14 protein-coding genes are annotated in these 12,969 nt (G+C 67.9%); 8 read left to right on the top strand and 6 right to left on the bottom strand.

Annotated elements, in window-relative coordinates; translation table 11 throughout:
- Positions 1–348: a hypothetical protein gene (locus AC0KWY_RS18850; protein ID WP_474027020.1), complete on the bottom strand. Its 348-nt coding sequence runs from the start codon at positions 346–348 to the stop codon at positions 1–3.
- A 126-nt stretch (positions 349–474) separates the two neighbouring features.
- Positions 475–771 carry a hypothetical protein gene (locus tag AC0KWY_RS18855; protein ID WP_474027021.1) on the bottom strand — a complete coding sequence of 99 codons (297 nt, stop codon included), beginning with the start codon at positions 769–771 and terminating at the stop codon, positions 475–477.
- Between the two features lie 136 nt (positions 772–907).
- On the opposite strand from AC0KWY_RS18855, the gene AC0KWY_RS18860 reads away from it, so the two are divergent.
- Genes AC0KWY_RS18860 through AC0KWY_RS18875 form a run of 4 tightly spaced genes read left to right on the top strand, consistent with a single transcriptional unit; the run spans position 908 to position 3,564 of the window.
- Entirely contained in the window at positions 908–1,318 is a 411-nt protein-coding gene (locus AC0KWY_RS18860; protein ID WP_474027022.1) for a DUF1924 domain-containing protein, read from the top strand.
- Positions 1,319–1,334: 16 nt separating this feature from the next.
- Positions 1,335–1,826 (top strand): diheme cytochrome c, encoded by a 492-nt coding sequence (locus tag AC0KWY_RS18865; RefSeq protein WP_474027023.1) that lies wholly within the window; start codon positions 1,335–1,337, stop codon positions 1,824–1,826.
- Between the two features lie 35 nt (positions 1,827–1,861).
- On the top strand, positions 1,862–2,266 hold the full coding sequence (locus AC0KWY_RS18870; RefSeq protein WP_474027024.1) for a PepSY domain-containing protein: 405 nt from the start codon (positions 1,862–1,864) through the stop codon (positions 2,264–2,266).
- Positions 2,263–3,564, top strand: coding sequence for a ferredoxin reductase family protein (locus tag AC0KWY_RS18875; RefSeq protein WP_474027025.1), 1,302 nt, complete (start codon positions 2,263–2,265; stop codon positions 3,562–3,564). Before AC0KWY_RS18870 ends, AC0KWY_RS18875 begins: the two co-directional genes overlap by 4 nt.
- Positions 3,565–3,574: 10 nt before the next feature.
- On the opposite strand, the gene AC0KWY_RS18880 is transcribed toward AC0KWY_RS18875, so the two are convergent.
- Positions 3,575–4,330, bottom strand: coding sequence for a phosphatase PAP2 family protein (locus AC0KWY_RS18880; protein WP_474027026.1), 756 nt, complete (start codon positions 4,328–4,330; stop codon positions 3,575–3,577).
- Entirely contained in the window at positions 4,314–6,269 is a 1,956-nt protein-coding gene (locus tag AC0KWY_RS18885; RefSeq protein WP_474027027.1) for an LTA synthase family protein, read from the bottom strand. The genes AC0KWY_RS18880 and AC0KWY_RS18885 overlap by 17 nt, the downstream gene beginning before the upstream one ends.
- A gap of 179 nt (positions 6,270–6,448) precedes the next feature.
- Here AC0KWY_RS18885 and AC0KWY_RS18890 point away from each other — a divergent pair, with 179 nt between their 5' ends.
- The 4 genes from AC0KWY_RS18890 (at position 6,449) to AC0KWY_RS18905 (ending at position 11,094) form a co-directional block, all read left to right on the top strand.
- On the top strand, positions 6,449–7,123 hold the full coding sequence (locus tag AC0KWY_RS18890; protein ID WP_474027028.1) for a response regulator transcription factor: 675 nt from the start codon (positions 6,449–6,451) through the stop codon (positions 7,121–7,123).
- Positions 7,116–8,381 carry a sensor histidine kinase gene (locus AC0KWY_RS18895; RefSeq protein ID WP_474027029.1) on the top strand — a complete coding sequence of 422 codons (1,266 nt, stop codon included), beginning with the start codon at positions 7,116–7,118 and terminating at the stop codon, positions 8,379–8,381. The genes AC0KWY_RS18890 and AC0KWY_RS18895 overlap by 8 nt, the downstream gene beginning before the upstream one ends.
- Positions 8,382–8,466: 85 nt before the next feature.
- Positions 8,467–9,153 carry a class I SAM-dependent methyltransferase gene (locus AC0KWY_RS18900; protein ID WP_474027030.1) on the top strand — a complete coding sequence of 229 codons (687 nt, stop codon included), beginning with the start codon at positions 8,467–8,469 and terminating at the stop codon, positions 9,151–9,153.
- An 84-nt stretch (positions 9,154–9,237) separates the two neighbouring features.
- Positions 9,238–11,094 carry a sulfatase-like hydrolase/transferase gene (locus AC0KWY_RS18905; protein ID WP_474027031.1) on the top strand — a complete coding sequence of 619 codons (1,857 nt, stop codon included), beginning with the start codon at positions 9,238–9,240 and terminating at the stop codon, positions 11,092–11,094.
- A 6-nt stretch (positions 11,095–11,100) separates the two neighbouring features.
- Here AC0KWY_RS18905 and AC0KWY_RS18910 read toward each other — a convergent pair whose 3' ends face one another.
- A complete protein-coding gene (locus AC0KWY_RS18910) occupies positions 11,101–12,219 on the bottom strand; it encodes a sensor histidine kinase (RefSeq protein WP_474027032.1) in 1,119 nt (372 codons plus the stop codon).
- 2 nt (positions 12,220–12,221) lie between these two features.
- A complete protein-coding gene (locus tag AC0KWY_RS18915) occupies positions 12,222–12,902 on the bottom strand; it encodes a response regulator transcription factor (RefSeq protein WP_474027033.1) in 681 nt (226 codons plus the stop codon).
- Between the last annotated feature and the right edge of the window lie 67 nt (positions 12,903–12,969).

Raw genomic sequence — 12,969 nt, forward strand, 5'->3', positions numbered from 1 at the left:
TTACTGGGGAGCTTGCCCGGCACCCATGCCGCGACCGGCACCCGGACCGGCGCCCGGACCCTGGCCGCGGCGACCGCCGGCTTGCTGCGGTCCCTGCGGATTGACCGGGACCAGCACCTTGCCCTGCGCCGCGGCGCGTTCGCTCATCCGCTGGTGGTTTTCGGCGCGGACTGCAGCGCGTTCTTCGTCGGTCTTGGCGGCACGCATCTTGTTGCGTTGTTCGACGCGCTCTTCCTGCGTCATCAATTGCTGGGCGGTGACGGTGGCCGGTTCGGCGGCCTGGACGATGTTGCCGGCGAGGCAGAAGAGGGCGGCCAGCAGGGCGCTGCGGAAATTACGTTCGGACATGATGCACTCCTTCACGATCAGAATGATGTCACGCGGGCGGCGTGCCCGCCATGACCGGATACAGGCTTTCTTCATTCCCCGCCTATCGTTTTACGCCGGGCAAGCTGAATCTCGCCTGAACGTGCCTCAGTCGTCATCGTCGTCGTGCCAGCGCCGATTGTGGTGCTCGGCCGGCGCCGGGGGGCGTTCGCCGAAACCGGCGCGATAGACCTCGGCACGGGTGAAGCGGCATTCCTGGTGGCTGCCGACTTCCTTGAGCAGGACGCTGTCGGGTTGGCTGAGGACGCCGTTCTGGGCGGCGATGCGGGCGCGGATGGCGGGGCAGGGGTCGCCGCTGGCGGACGCTGCCGCCGGATCGGCGGCGTCGGCGGCAAAGGCGCCGGCGCTGACGAACAGCAGCAGGATGAAAAGACGGTTCGGCATGACGGGCTCCCGGTTGGTAATGGCGCTCATCCTCGTCGCCAGGCGATGAATCCCGGCTGAATGTGCTCTTCAGCTTTCATTCAGGCGCTGTCGGGCACAGTGCGCTGCATCGTCACCGACTCAGGAGTATTGCCAGATGTCCCGCCGTCTCATCCTCTCGCTCATCGTCGCCGCCCTGCCGCTGGCCGCCAGTGCCGGCGCCCTCGAAGATCAGTTGGCCCGCTACGCCACCGCCGCCAAGGCGGAAACCCCGGGCTTCACCGGCTTCTCCGCCGCCCGCGGCGAGAAGCTGTATTTCACCGAATTCGGCCTCGGCAAGCCCGATACGCCGGCCTGCGCCACCTGCCACGGCAAGGACCCGCGCGCCGCCGGCCAGGCACGCAGCGGCAAGCGTATCGATCCAGTAGCGCTTTCCGTGTCGCCGGGGCGTTACGCTGACCCGGCCAAGGTCGAGAAATGGTTCAAGCGCAATTGCGACGAAGTCCTCGGCCGCGCTTGCACCGCCCAGGAAAAGGGCGACTGGCTGAGCTTCGTCGCCAGTCGCTGAGGCTCAGGAGAACGCCATGAAACTCCCTATCCGTCCGGTCGTCCTGTCGCTGCTGGCGCTCGGTTTTTCCGCCCTGGTCTATAGCAGCGCCCAGGCTGGCGGCGGCCATTACTACCCGCCGGTCAAGGATGCCGTGGTCAAGGAAGAGTGCGGCAGCTGCCATCTCGCCTTCCCGGCGGCGATGCTGCCGGCGGCCTCGTGGCAGAAGATGATGGGCGAGCTCGACCGCCACTTCGGCGACAACGCCACGGTCAACCCGGCCATCGCCCAGAAGATTTCCGCCTACCTGGTGGCCAATGCCGCCGATACCGGCGGCAGCCGTTACGGCGCCAAGCTGATGCGCGGCGTCAACCCGGCCAGCGCACCGCAGCGCATCACCAAGCTGCCGAAGTGGGTGCGCGAGCACCGCGAGGTGCCGGACTGGGAATGGCGCCACAAGGACGTGCGGACCAAGGCCAATTGCGTGGCTTGCCACGCCGACGCCGAACTCGGCTACTACGAGGATTGACGGGCCGTTCGCCGTCAACTCAGGAGGAAAGACTCATGCAGATCAGCAAATTCCCGCGCCGCTTCGTGCTGGCGCTGACTCTGGGGTGCGTCGTCGTCGGCAGCGCGCTGGCCGACGAACATCGTGACCGTCACGGCGAGCGCAGCGACGCCGGCTGGTTGCCCATCCCGGCACTGGTCAGCCGGCTGGAAGCCGCCGGTTATCGCAACATCGAGGAGATCGAGCGCGAACACGGGCGTTACGAAGTGCGTGTTACCGACCGTAACGGCGAGCGGCGCAAGCTCTACTTCGACGGCCGCAGCGGCGAGGCGCTCGGCGCCGGCCGCGCCGAAGGCGTACCGCGCGAGCGGGTGGTGCAGCCGGCCGACGGCCGCGAATGCAACCAGCGGCGCTGTCGCGACGACCTGCCGGCGGCGCCGGCGGGAGGCGCCAAGCCATGAAGCTGCTGCTCGTCGTCCTGCTGTCCGCTCTCGGCCTTGCCTGGGGCTGGGATGTCTACAATGCCGCGCCGACCGACGCCCATCCGTGGTGGGTGGCGCGCCAGGAACTGCTCTACCTGAGCGGCGTTCTCGCCATCGGTCTGATGTCGCTCGCCACCTACCTGGCGAGCCGGCCGGCCTGGCTGGAAACGCCGCTCGGCGGCATGGACCGCGTCTATCGCACGCACAAGTGGGCGGGCATCCTCGGCGGCAGTTTCGCCATCTTGCACTGGCTGGTCGAAATGTCCGACGACATCCTCAAATCGTCGATCGGGCGCAGCGGACGGGTGCCCAAGGAGCAGTTCGGCAATGTTCTCGACCGCCTCCGCGATCTGGCCGAGGACCTCGGCGAATGGGGCTTCTACGTCGTCATCGCGCTGATCGTGCTGACCCTGTGGCAGCGTTTCCCCTATCGTCCGTGGCGTTTCCTGCACCGGGCGATGCCGGTGATCTACCTGGTGCTCGCCTTTCATGCAGTCCTGCTGGCGCCTGCCGACTACTGGACGCAGCCGCTCGGCCTGCTGCTTGCGCCGCTCGTCGCCGCCGGCTGCTATGGCGCGCTGCGCGCCCTGCTCGCCAATATCGGGCGCGAGCACCGGGTGAGCGGCAAGGTGGCCGAAATCGAGCTGCTCGGCAGCGACCTGCTGCGCGTACGCTGCCAGCTCGCCGCCGGCTGGCCGGGGCACCGGGCGGGACAGTTCGCGCTGGTCAGCTTCGACGACAACGAAGGCTCGCACCCCTTCACCATCGCCAGCGCCGACCGTGGCGACGGCAGCGTCGAGTTCTGCATCAAGGCGCTCGGCGACTACACCCGCCGCCTGCGGGCGACCTTGCTGGTCGGCGCGCCGGTGGTCATCGAAGGCCCCTACGGCCGTTTCGACCTCGCCCGCCGGCGACCGCAAGCGCGCCAGTTGTGGGTGGCCGGCGGCATCGGCGTGACGCCCTTCCTGGCCTGGCTGGAAGCACAGCGCGAGGCACCAGAACCGGTGCAGGCCGAACTGCATTACTGCACCCGCGACCGCGCCACCGACCCGCTGGTCGACCGCCTGCAAGCGCTGTGCGCCGGACTGCCCGGTATCCGCCTGAGCATCCACGGCGCGGCGCAGGGCGAGACGCTCGACGCGACCCGCCTGCTGGCCGGCGGCGAGAGCACCGCCGACGTCTGGTTCTGCGGCCCGGCCGGCCTGGCTCATGCGCTGCGGCAAGGGTTGAGCGGCTCAGGCCTGCGCTTCCACCAAGAAGCTTTCCAGATGCGCTGAGAGCCGTCTTTCAGGTCGCTCCGGCCTGGATTCCGCTCGCCGCTCGCGTGCTCCGCGCTGCCGGCGAGCGGGCGGGGCGGTAGAGGGTGAAGCGATAGACGAGCAGGCAGATGCTCCAGTCGAGCAGCAGCGTCCACAGGTTGTGCGACAGGAAATGGGCGCCCTGCATCATGCGCCCGGCGGCGAGCAGGCTGCCAAAGGCCAGGGCGCCGACCAGCAGGCCCCGGGCCAGGCGCGGTCGGCGGTCGCGCAGGGCGAAGAACAGCGCGAGCAGCGAAAAGCCGCTTGAGGCGTGGCCGCCCGGCCAGCAGCGCCCGGGATGGGCGGTCGGTGACCGGGCCGCTAGCAGGGGCGAGAAGGTCTCGTTGCCGCCGAAGTCGCTGAGATCCCACGGACACTGCACCGCGCTGATCACCTTGAGCGGCGGTACGACCGCTGTCGACAGGGCGATCGCCAGCAGCGCATAGGCGAGCGGACCGCGCCAGGAGCGCAGGGCGGCCAGCCGCGCGCTGGCGGCGAGGGCGGCGGCCAGGGTCAGCACGAAAACGATGACCGCCGTTTTCGCCCAGTCGTGCAGGAGGGTTTCCAGCCAGTAATTGTCGCGGGCAACGAAGCCGCTGCCCGGAACGTAGAAATGTCCGGCGATCCAGAAGTCGAGCGGTGCCGGATCGACACTCAGCAACAGCCCCATCGCTGCCAGCGGCAGGCCCAGCCAGAACCCGAAGGCGAAGGGGCGGGACGGCGCGGGGTCAGCGGCCGGTCGCATCGCCAGCGGTGCTCAGCGGCCGCCAGGCGAGCAGGCCGTTGCGGAAGGCGTGGCTCGCCCCCTGGTAGTAGGCGATGTCGCGGCGGATCAGCGGGTCGTCGGCACTGGCCCGCCTTTCCAGGCTTTCGCCGAGCGCGTCGTCGTGGCGGCGCATGCTGCGGCGCGGGCTGAGGATGGCGAGGTCGTTGCCGTCGAACAGGCCGAGGTGCTGGTAGTTGCCGATCACCGCGCGGCCCGGACGTTGCGGGTCAAGGAGCAGGTTACGGCCGTAGAAGGTCGATTCGTAATCGATGCCGAGCAGGCCGAGCAGGGTCGGCGCCAGGTCGATCTGGCTGGCCAGCCCGGTCATTTCGCGTGGTTTGATCAAGCCCGGCGCGTAGATGAACAGCGGGATGTGGTAGTTGGCCACCGGCAGGTCCTCGTAGCCGGCGCTGCCGGCGGTGTGGTCGGCGACGAAGACGAAGACGGTGTCGGCGAACCACGGCTTGCCACGGGCCTGTTCGAGGAACTGGCCGATGGCGTGGTCGGTGTATTTGACGGCGCCCTCGCGGCCGTCACCCGAGGGAATGTCGATGCGGCCGTCCGGGTAGGTGTAGGGGCGGTGGTTGGAGGTCGTCATCAACTGCAGGAAGAAGGGCTTGCCGGCGGCGTGGTCCTGGTCGCCGATCTTCAGCGCCTGCCGGTAGATGTCCTCGTCGGCCATGCCCCAGGCGTTCTGGAAGCTCATCTCGTTTTCCGGGACGCTGCTCTGGTCGACGATGCGGTAACCGTTGCCGCTGAAGAAGGCGTTCATGTTGTCGAAATAGCCGCGTCCGCCGTAGACGAAGACGCTGTCGTAGCCGCGCGCGGTGAGTTGCTGGCCGAGGCTGGCGTAGCCGCTTTCGCGGCCCTGGCGCTTGACGATGGAGCGGCCGGGGGTGGGCGGCATCGACAGGGTGATCGCTTCCAGGCCGCGGTCGGTGCGCGTGCCGGTTGCCCGGAAGTTGCTGAAGAACAGGCTTTCGCCGCGCAGGGCGTCGAGGTTCGGGGTCAGTCCGCGCTGGTCGCCGAAGCTGCCGAGGTACTTGGCGCTGAGGCTTTCGATGGTGACGAGGACGATGTTGCGATGGCGTTCCGGGCCCGGGTTGTCGATGGCGCGGCGGATGTCGAGCGGGTGGTCGCCGAGGAAACGGGCGTTGGGCTCGGCGACTTCGGTGCGCAGCAGGGCGCCGGCTTCGGCGTCGGGCAGCGTGGCGTAGAACTGGCGGTAGTCGAGTTCGTTGTTGCGGAAGGCGGCGAAGAACTGGAACGGGCCATTGCTCGCCAGTTCGCGCTGGTAGACGTTGCCGCCTTCGCCGTGCGGGAAGGACTGGCCGACCACGGCGAGGTTGAGGCCGGCGGCCAGCAGCAGGCCGGCGAAGGCCAGTGCCGCCTGACGGCGCGGCAGCGACGGTGCGTCGAAGCTGGCGATGAGCAGCCGCTTGAGCGCCAGCGTGGCGACGCCGGCGACGATGGCCAGCACGCCGAGCAGGCGATAGACCGGGTAGGACTCGACGATGTTGTCGACGACTTCCTTGGAATAGACCAGGTAATCGACGGCGATGAAATTGAAGCGGACGCCGAATTCGTCCCAGAACAGCCACTCGGCGGCGGCGACGAAGAGCATGGCGAAGAAAGCGATGCCGGTCAGGACGAGCAGGAAGGCGCGGTGGCCGCGACTGCGCCACAGGCGTTCCGGGCAGAGCAGCAGGTAGAGGGCGAGCGGCAGCGCGGCATAGACCAGAAAGGCCAGGTCGTACACGGCGCCGACGCCGAACAGGCGCAGGATCGCCAGGAGACCGGCGTCGGCCTCGGCGAAATGGGTGGCGAGCAGGAGGCCGCGGATCAGGGAGAAGACCAGCAGCCAGCTGGCGAGGACGAGCGCGAGGAAGCGGGGTTGGGCGTGGCGGAAGAACGGCATCGGCTGAGCGGAAAGTCTGGGACGGCGCGCAGTCTGCGATGGGCAACGTCAATGGCGCGTGAACGGATTGTCAAAAATTCGTTAACCAAACCCCGCTGCCCTGACGGACGAGCGGCATTAAGGCGCGATTCAGCCGCCGTCGCTATACTCTCCCTTCTCCACCCGGAAGTTCCAAGCGCATGCGTCTGCTGATCGTCGAAGACAACTCGGATATTCTCGCCAACATCATCGACTACCTCGAAGCCGCCGGTCATCTTGTCGATTGCGCGCGCAACGGGCCGGGCGGGCTGCATCTGGCACTGACCGGGCACTACGACCTGATCGTCCTCGACATCATGCTGCCCGGCATGGACGGCTACCAGCTCTGCCGCAGCCTGCGCGAAGCCGGCTGCCAGGTGCCGGTGATCATGCTCACCGCTCGCGACGCCCTCGACGACCGCCTGCAGGGCTTGCGCAGCGGCGCCGACGATTACCTGGTGAAGCCTTTCGCGCTGGCCGAACTCGACGCGCGCATCGAGGCGATCCTGCGTCGCGCGCGCGGCGCCAGTCAGCGTCTGCAGGTCGCCGATCTGGTGCTCGATCTCGACACCTGGCGGGCCAGCCGCGCCGGCCAGCCGTTGCGGCTCAATCCGGCCTGCCTCAAGCTGCTCGAGACGCTGATGCGCAAGAGTCCCGGCGTCGTCCGCCGGGAAGCGCTGGAAACGGCGCTCTGGGGTGACGATCCGCCGGCCAGCGACAGCCTGCGCAGCCACCTGCACCTGCTGCGGCAGGCGGTGGACAAGCCTTTCCCGCGGCCGCTGCTGCATACCGTGCATGGCGTCGGCTACCGTCTCGGGGAAGAAGCGAATGCCTGACAAGCAACCGCTGGCCCGGCGCATCCTGCTCTCCTTCATGTTGTTGACGGCGCTGATCGCCGGCATCAATGCCTGGGCGATCATCGCCGTCGTCCAGATGGTCGAGGAAGACCTGATCGGCGACGAAATGCGCGACGAGATGGCAATGGTCGAGACGGTCTACCTGACCGAAGGGCGGATTCCCGACCTCAGCGGCGGCAGTGCCCTCTATGTGCCAAGCCTGAAAGCCCAGCCGTTGCCGCCGGTTCTTGGCGAACTGCATCCCGGCTACCAGGAAATCGTCACCGGGACCGGCGCCTGGCATGTCCTGGAAAGCAGCATCGATGGCCACCGTTTCATTCTCGCCCGCAACCAGGACGCTTTCGAAGCGCGCGAACAGATGCTGTACAAGGCGGTGGCCGCCGGCTTCCTGCTTGCCATCGCGCTGGCGCTGCTGATCGGCCGGCTGACCGTGCGCCGGGTGATCGACCCGGTGATCCGGCTGGCCGGCCAGGTGCGCGGGCGCGACCAGATGGTAGTGCTGGCGCCGCCGCTGGCCGCCGATTACAGCGACGACGAACTGGGCCAGCTGGCGATGGCCTTCGATCTCGCCTTCAGCCAGTTGCGCGTGGCGATCGACCGCGAGCGCCTGTTCACCAGCGACGTCAGTCACGAACTGCGCACGCCGCTGATGATCGTCGGCACTTCCGCCGAACTGCTGCTGCGCGGCGAACTGTCCGAGCGCGCCCGCCGTCAGGTCGAGCGGATCGCCCGGGCGGCGGCGGAAATGCAGTCGCTGATCGAGGTCTTCCTCGAACTGGCGCGCGCCCAGGGCGCCCGCCTGGCGCCCGACGAGGGCGTCAGTCTGGCGGCGATGGCCGACGAACAAGGCGAGGTCTGGCAGGAGGAAATCGCCGCCCGCGGTCTCGTTTTTGTTCGGCGCAACGACGGCGAACTGCCCGGGCTGTGGCACCCGACCCTGCTGCGCGTGGTGATGGGCAACCTGCTGCGCAACGCCGTGCACTACACGGAGAGTGGCGAGATTCGCCTGATTCTCGAAGCCGACGGTTTTCGCGTCGAGGATACTGGGCCGGGCATCGCGCCGGCCGAACGGGAGCGCCTGTTCCAGCCTTTCGTCCGCGGTCGCGGGGCGCGCGGCGAGGGCCTCGGGCTCGGCCTGTCGCTGGTCCGCCGGGTCTGCGAGCAGCAGGGATGGCAGATCGAGGCGTTCAATCTGGAAGGCGGCGGCAGTTGCTTCGTCGTTCGCCTGCAAGCCTGATTTCACGCTTTTTTGACAGGCTTTTGACGGTGGCTTGACGCCCTGCCGCTTATCGTTGTCGCCATCATCAATCCCGTGCGCGACCATGAAACCGTCTTCTCCGATCGAACTCGAGTTCTCGAACAAGTACGACAGCGCGCATGCGCTGCAGTATTTCCACAAACATCGTGCCGGCCTCGCCCGCCGCCTTTCCGACTGGCGCGACCGCCAGCTCGCCCGGCGTGCCCTGCAACTGGCCGGCGAGCCCGGGCTGGTGCTCGACCTTCCCTGTGGCGCCGGCCGCTTCTGGTCGCTGCTCGGCGAACATCCGAACCGCGTCATCCTGGCCGCCGACAATTCGCCGCACATGCTTGAGGTGGCGCGCAGCCTGCAGCCGCCGGAAATCGCCGGCCGCGTCCATACCTTCCGTACCTCGGCCTTCGCCATCGATCTCGACGACGGCGCCGTCGACTGCATCTTCTGCATGCGCCTGCTGCATCACATCGCCGAGCCGGAACACCGGCTGGCGATGCTGCGCGAGTTCCATCGCGTCGCCCGCGACACGGTGATCGTTTCGCTGTGGGTCGATGGCAACTACAAGGCCTGGCGCCGCCGCAAGCTCGAAGCCCGGCGCGCGGCGCGCGGCGGCAACGAAAACCGCAACCGCTTCGTCGTCCCGGTGGCGACGATCGAAGGTGAGTTCGCCGCCGCCGGCTTCTCCATCCTCGGTCATCACGATTTCCTGCCCGGCTACGCGATGTGGCGGGTATACACGCTGCGCAAGCAGGCCTGAGTCACATTTCATTCGGGTTATGGCCTGTTCCTCCGGCGCCGGGGGCAAGGTCACGGGATTTTCCGGCGCTGTTACGAGGTACTGATGTCCGCTCTTGAAGTCGCCGGCGTTCTGCGCCGTTATTTCGCGCTGCTCTATGTCGCGCTGTTCTGCATGGTGGCGCTGTTCTGGCCGGAAGTGACGATCCGCGGCGGCGCTGCCTGGGGCTTCGCATTGGCCGCCAGCGCCGCCTACGCCGGTCTCTACCTGGCGGCCGCCGCGCTGCCCTGCCTCCTGCTTTCGCTGCTGCCCCGCCGCCTGGCTTATCGCCAGCCCTTGCTGGCCGGTGCCGCGGTCGTTGGCGGCAGCCTGGTGTTGCTGGCGATGTACGCCGATTACCGCCTGTATTCGCTTTATCAGTATCACTTCAACGGTTTCGTCTGGAACCTGCTGACGACGCCGGGTGGCGTCGCCGCGCTCGGCGCGACGGCGTCCACCGAGGTGACGGTGGCGATCCAGGTGAGCGCCATCGTCCTCGCCAACCTGGCGGCGATGTGGGGCCTGCACCGTTACCGCCAGCTCGGCTGGCAGTTCCCGGCGCGTCCGGCGGCGGTCGCCGGCTTTGTCCTCTGCGGCCTGCTGGCCGGCGAGGAAGTGGTCTTCGCCTACAGCGTCCATACCGGCCAGGAAGAACTGCTGGCGGCGGCCGATGCCATTCCCTTCCACCTGCGCACCAGCAGCAAGAACCTGTTCGAGAAGCTGGGGGTCGAGCGCCGCGCGCTGCAATCCCTGCGCCTGGCCGGCGGCGACGTGGTCTATCCCGGAACCGCCATCGACAGCAGCCACCTGAAGCCGAGCAACGTCATCGTCCTGGTCGCTGAATCCTTCCGCTGGGATCTGCTCGACCCGGAAATCACGCCCAACCTGTGGAAATTCTCGCAACGCGCGACCCGCTACGAAAACCACTACAGCGGCGGCAACCGCACCCGGATGGGACTCTTCTCGCTGTTCTACGGGGTCTATGCGCCCTATTGGTACAGTTTCGAGAAGCAGCGCACGGCGCCGGTCCTGATGAACGTGCTGCGCGAGCACCATTACCAGATCGCCGCCCATACCAGCCAGAGTTTCGACTACCCGGAACTGCGCCACACCTTGTTTTCCGGCGTGCCGGAAAGCAGTCTGCAGGAAATCAAGACCGGCGAACCCTGGCAGCGCGACATCCGCAACATCGACGACCTCACCGCCAAGTTGGAACGACGCGATCCGCGCCGCTCCTTCTTCGGCTTCATGTTCTTCGAGTCCACGCACGCGCCGTACACTTTTCCCGAGGATCAGGCGCTGCGCAGCGACTACCTGCGCGACATGAACTACATCGACCTCGATCTGCGCAACAACATCGGCGGCATCCACAACCGCTACATCAACGCCGCCCATCACATCGACGCCCAGGTCGGCCGCCTGCTCGAACATCTCGAGAAGACCGGCATGCTCGATCAGACGGTGCTGCTGTTCACCGGCGATCATGGCGAGGAGTTCATGGAAAAGGGCCGCTGGGGCCATGGCCACGGCAACACCTTCCCCGAGGAGCAGGTACGGGTGCCGCTGGTGCTGTGGCGCCCCGGCGTCGCACCGGCGGTGGTGACGCACCGCACCTCGCACCTGCAGGTGGCACCGACTCTGCTCGCCGCGCTCGGCGTTGACCAGCCGTCGCGCAGCTACAGCTCCGCCGACCCGCTTGAGCGCGAACTGCCCTACTTCGTCTTCGGCGAGTACAACTACATGGGCATCGACGACGGCCGGAACAAGATCACCTTCCCCTTCACCGGCAGCGATTATTTCCGCTACAGCGTGTTTGACGAGAACGACAACCCGGTCGAGCGCGGCGCGCGCGACAGCATTGTCGCCGGCGCTACCCCGTTGCTCGACGAAGTGACCCGGGAAAGCCGCCGCTTCGTGCGCTGAACGGCGTCAGCCGGCGAGCGGCAGTTCCAGGTCGACGCGGAAGCCGCCGCCGGCGAGGTTGGCGGCGGTGATCGTGCCGTCGATCGAGCTCATCACCCGGCGGGCGATCGCCAGGCCGAGGCCGTGACCGTTGCCAACGGCGTTGCGGGCACGGCGGAAGGGCTCGAAGATGAAGCGGAGTTCGTCCTCCGGAACGCCGGGGCCGGGGTCGATGACGCTGATTCGGCAGCGCCGCTCGCCGATCTTGCAACTGACGATGCGGATCGTGCCGCCGTCCGGCGAGTGCTTCAGTGCATTGCGCACGACGTTCTCGATCGCCCGGTGCAGCAGTTCCGGGTTGGCGCGCACGCGCAGGCCGTGGCTTTCCTCGACCTCGACGATCTGGGCGCGCGCTGCCGCTTCCAGCCGGGCATCCTCGACCAGCCCGGCGATCAGCTCGTCCACTTCGAAGACCTCGGTCTTGCCCTGGACGCCGGCCTCGAGGCGGGACAGCGTGAGCAGTTCGCCGACCAGCAGATTCATCCGCTCGCCTTCGCGCTCGAGGCGGTTCATCGTTTCCTCGAAGCGTGCCGGTTCCTGGCGGGCCAGGCCGATCGCCGCGTGCAGCCGCGCCAGCGGCGAGCGCAGTTCGTGCGAGACGTCGTGCAGCAGCCGCGTCTGCGCGTCGAGCAGGCTGTGCAGGCGTTCGCTCATGCGGTCGAAATCGCGGCCGAGATCGGCCAGTTCGTCGCGCCGCCGACCCATCGCCGGGCCGATGCGCAGGCTGAGGTCGCCTTCGCTGGCGGCGGCGAAAGCCCGTTTCAGGCGGCGTACCGGACGGGAAACGTACCAGGCGATGCCGGCGGCCGCAGCAAGGCTGGCGAGGAGACCGGTGACGATATGCAACCAGGGCAGCGGCGGCTTGCGCGAGCCGGGAAAGGGCGGGGGCACTTCGCCCGGCCGGCCGAACGGTGGCGGTTCGCCGGGCGGGCCGAAGGCACCCGGCGGCACGGGCGGCGTCTGGCGTTCGGCGAAACGCGCCTCCATGTTCCGCCGTTCCGCCCAGAAAATCGCGCCAGTGGCGAGCACCGCCGCCAGTTGCGCCAGCCAGACGATCAGGAAGAACTTCCAGAACAGGCGGCCCATGGTCAGCCGGCGAGCATCTGGTAGCCCTGGCGGAATACCGTCTGGATCGGCGAGCGGCCGTCGTCGAGCGGCCCCAGCTTCTGCCGGATGCTCGACAGATGGACGTCGATGCTGCGGTCGTAACGCGCCAACGGGCGACCCAGCGCCTGCTGCGACAATTCGTCCTTGGCGACGGTGCGGCCGGCATGGCGCGCCAGCACCTCGAGCAGGTTGAACTCGGTGCTGGTCAGTTCGACCGGCTGGCCGCGCCAGTGTACGCGGCGCTGCGCCGGTTGCAGACTGAGCGGGCCGACGCTGATTTCCGCCTGCGGGTCGGCGCTGGCCGTGCCGCGGCGCAGGATCGCCCGCAGCCGGGCCGCCAGTTCGCGCGGCAGGCAGGGCTTGGGCACGTAGTCGTCGGCGCCGAGTTCGAGGCCGACGATGCGGTCCATGTCGTCGCCGCGCGCGGTCAGCATCAGCACCGGCAGCGGGCTCGCCGCGCGGATGCGGCGCAAGGCTTCGATACCGGAGATGCCCGGCATCATCACGTCGAGCACGGCGATCGCGAACTGTCCGGAAAGCGCCGCCTGGACACCGCTTTCGCCATCGTGGGCGAGGGTCACGGTGAAGCCGTCGCGGCGCAGGTAGTCGGCCAGCATGCCGGCCAGTTCCACATCGTCGTCGATCAGCAGCACGGCCGCCATTTTCTTGCTCCGGAAATTCAGTTCGAGCCCGCATGATAGCCATTGCCGGCGCGCCATGGCGCTGTTT

It is taken from the genome of Azonexus sp. MM2026_4 (assembly GCF_055901855.1).

What these genes read in the sequence shown, in the direction of transcription:
- AC0KWY_RS18910 (WP_474027032.1), bottom strand. Translation starts at nt 12,219, where the DNA reads ATGGGCCGCCTGTTCTGGAAGTTCTTCCTGATCGTCTGGCTGGCGCAA.
- AC0KWY_RS18915 (WP_474027033.1), bottom strand. Translation starts at nt 12,902, where the DNA reads ATGGCGGCCGTGCTGCTGATCGACGACGATGTGGAACTGGCCGGCATG.
- AC0KWY_RS18870 (WP_474027024.1), top strand. Translation starts at nt 1,862, where the DNA reads ATGCAGATCAGCAAATTCCCGCGCCGCTTCGTGCTGGCGCTGACTCTG.
- AC0KWY_RS18860 (WP_474027022.1), top strand. Translation starts at nt 908, where the DNA reads ATGTCCCGCCGTCTCATCCTCTCGCTCATCGTCGCCGCCCTGCCGCTG.
- AC0KWY_RS18905 (WP_474027031.1), top strand. Translation starts at nt 9,238, where the DNA reads ATGTCCGCTCTTGAAGTCGCCGGCGTTCTGCGCCGTTATTTCGCGCTG.
- AC0KWY_RS18895 (WP_474027029.1), top strand. Translation starts at nt 7,116, where the DNA reads ATGCCTGACAAGCAACCGCTGGCCCGGCGCATCCTGCTCTCCTTCATG.
- AC0KWY_RS18855 (WP_474027021.1), bottom strand. Translation starts at nt 771, where the DNA reads ATGCCGAACCGTCTTTTCATCCTGCTGCTGTTCGTCAGCGCCGGCGCC.
- AC0KWY_RS18850 (WP_474027020.1), bottom strand. Translation starts at nt 348, where the DNA reads ATGTCCGAACGTAATTTCCGCAGCGCCCTGCTGGCCGCCCTCTTCTGC.
- AC0KWY_RS18865 (WP_474027023.1), top strand. Translation starts at nt 1,335, where the DNA reads ATGAAACTCCCTATCCGTCCGGTCGTCCTGTCGCTGCTGGCGCTCGGT.
- AC0KWY_RS18900 (WP_474027030.1), top strand. Translation starts at nt 8,467, where the DNA reads ATGAAACCGTCTTCTCCGATCGAACTCGAGTTCTCGAACAAGTACGAC.
- AC0KWY_RS18890 (WP_474027028.1), top strand. Translation starts at nt 6,449, where the DNA reads ATGCGTCTGCTGATCGTCGAAGACAACTCGGATATTCTCGCCAACATC.
- AC0KWY_RS18885 (WP_474027027.1), bottom strand. Translation starts at nt 6,269, where the DNA reads ATGCCGTTCTTCCGCCACGCCCAACCCCGCTTCCTCGCGCTCGTCCTC.
- AC0KWY_RS18875 (WP_474027025.1), top strand. Translation starts at nt 2,263, where the DNA reads ATGAAGCTGCTGCTCGTCGTCCTGCTGTCCGCTCTCGGCCTTGCCTGG.
- AC0KWY_RS18880 (WP_474027026.1), bottom strand. Translation starts at nt 4,330, where the DNA reads ATGCGACCGGCCGCTGACCCCGCGCCGTCCCGCCCCTTCGCCTTCGGG.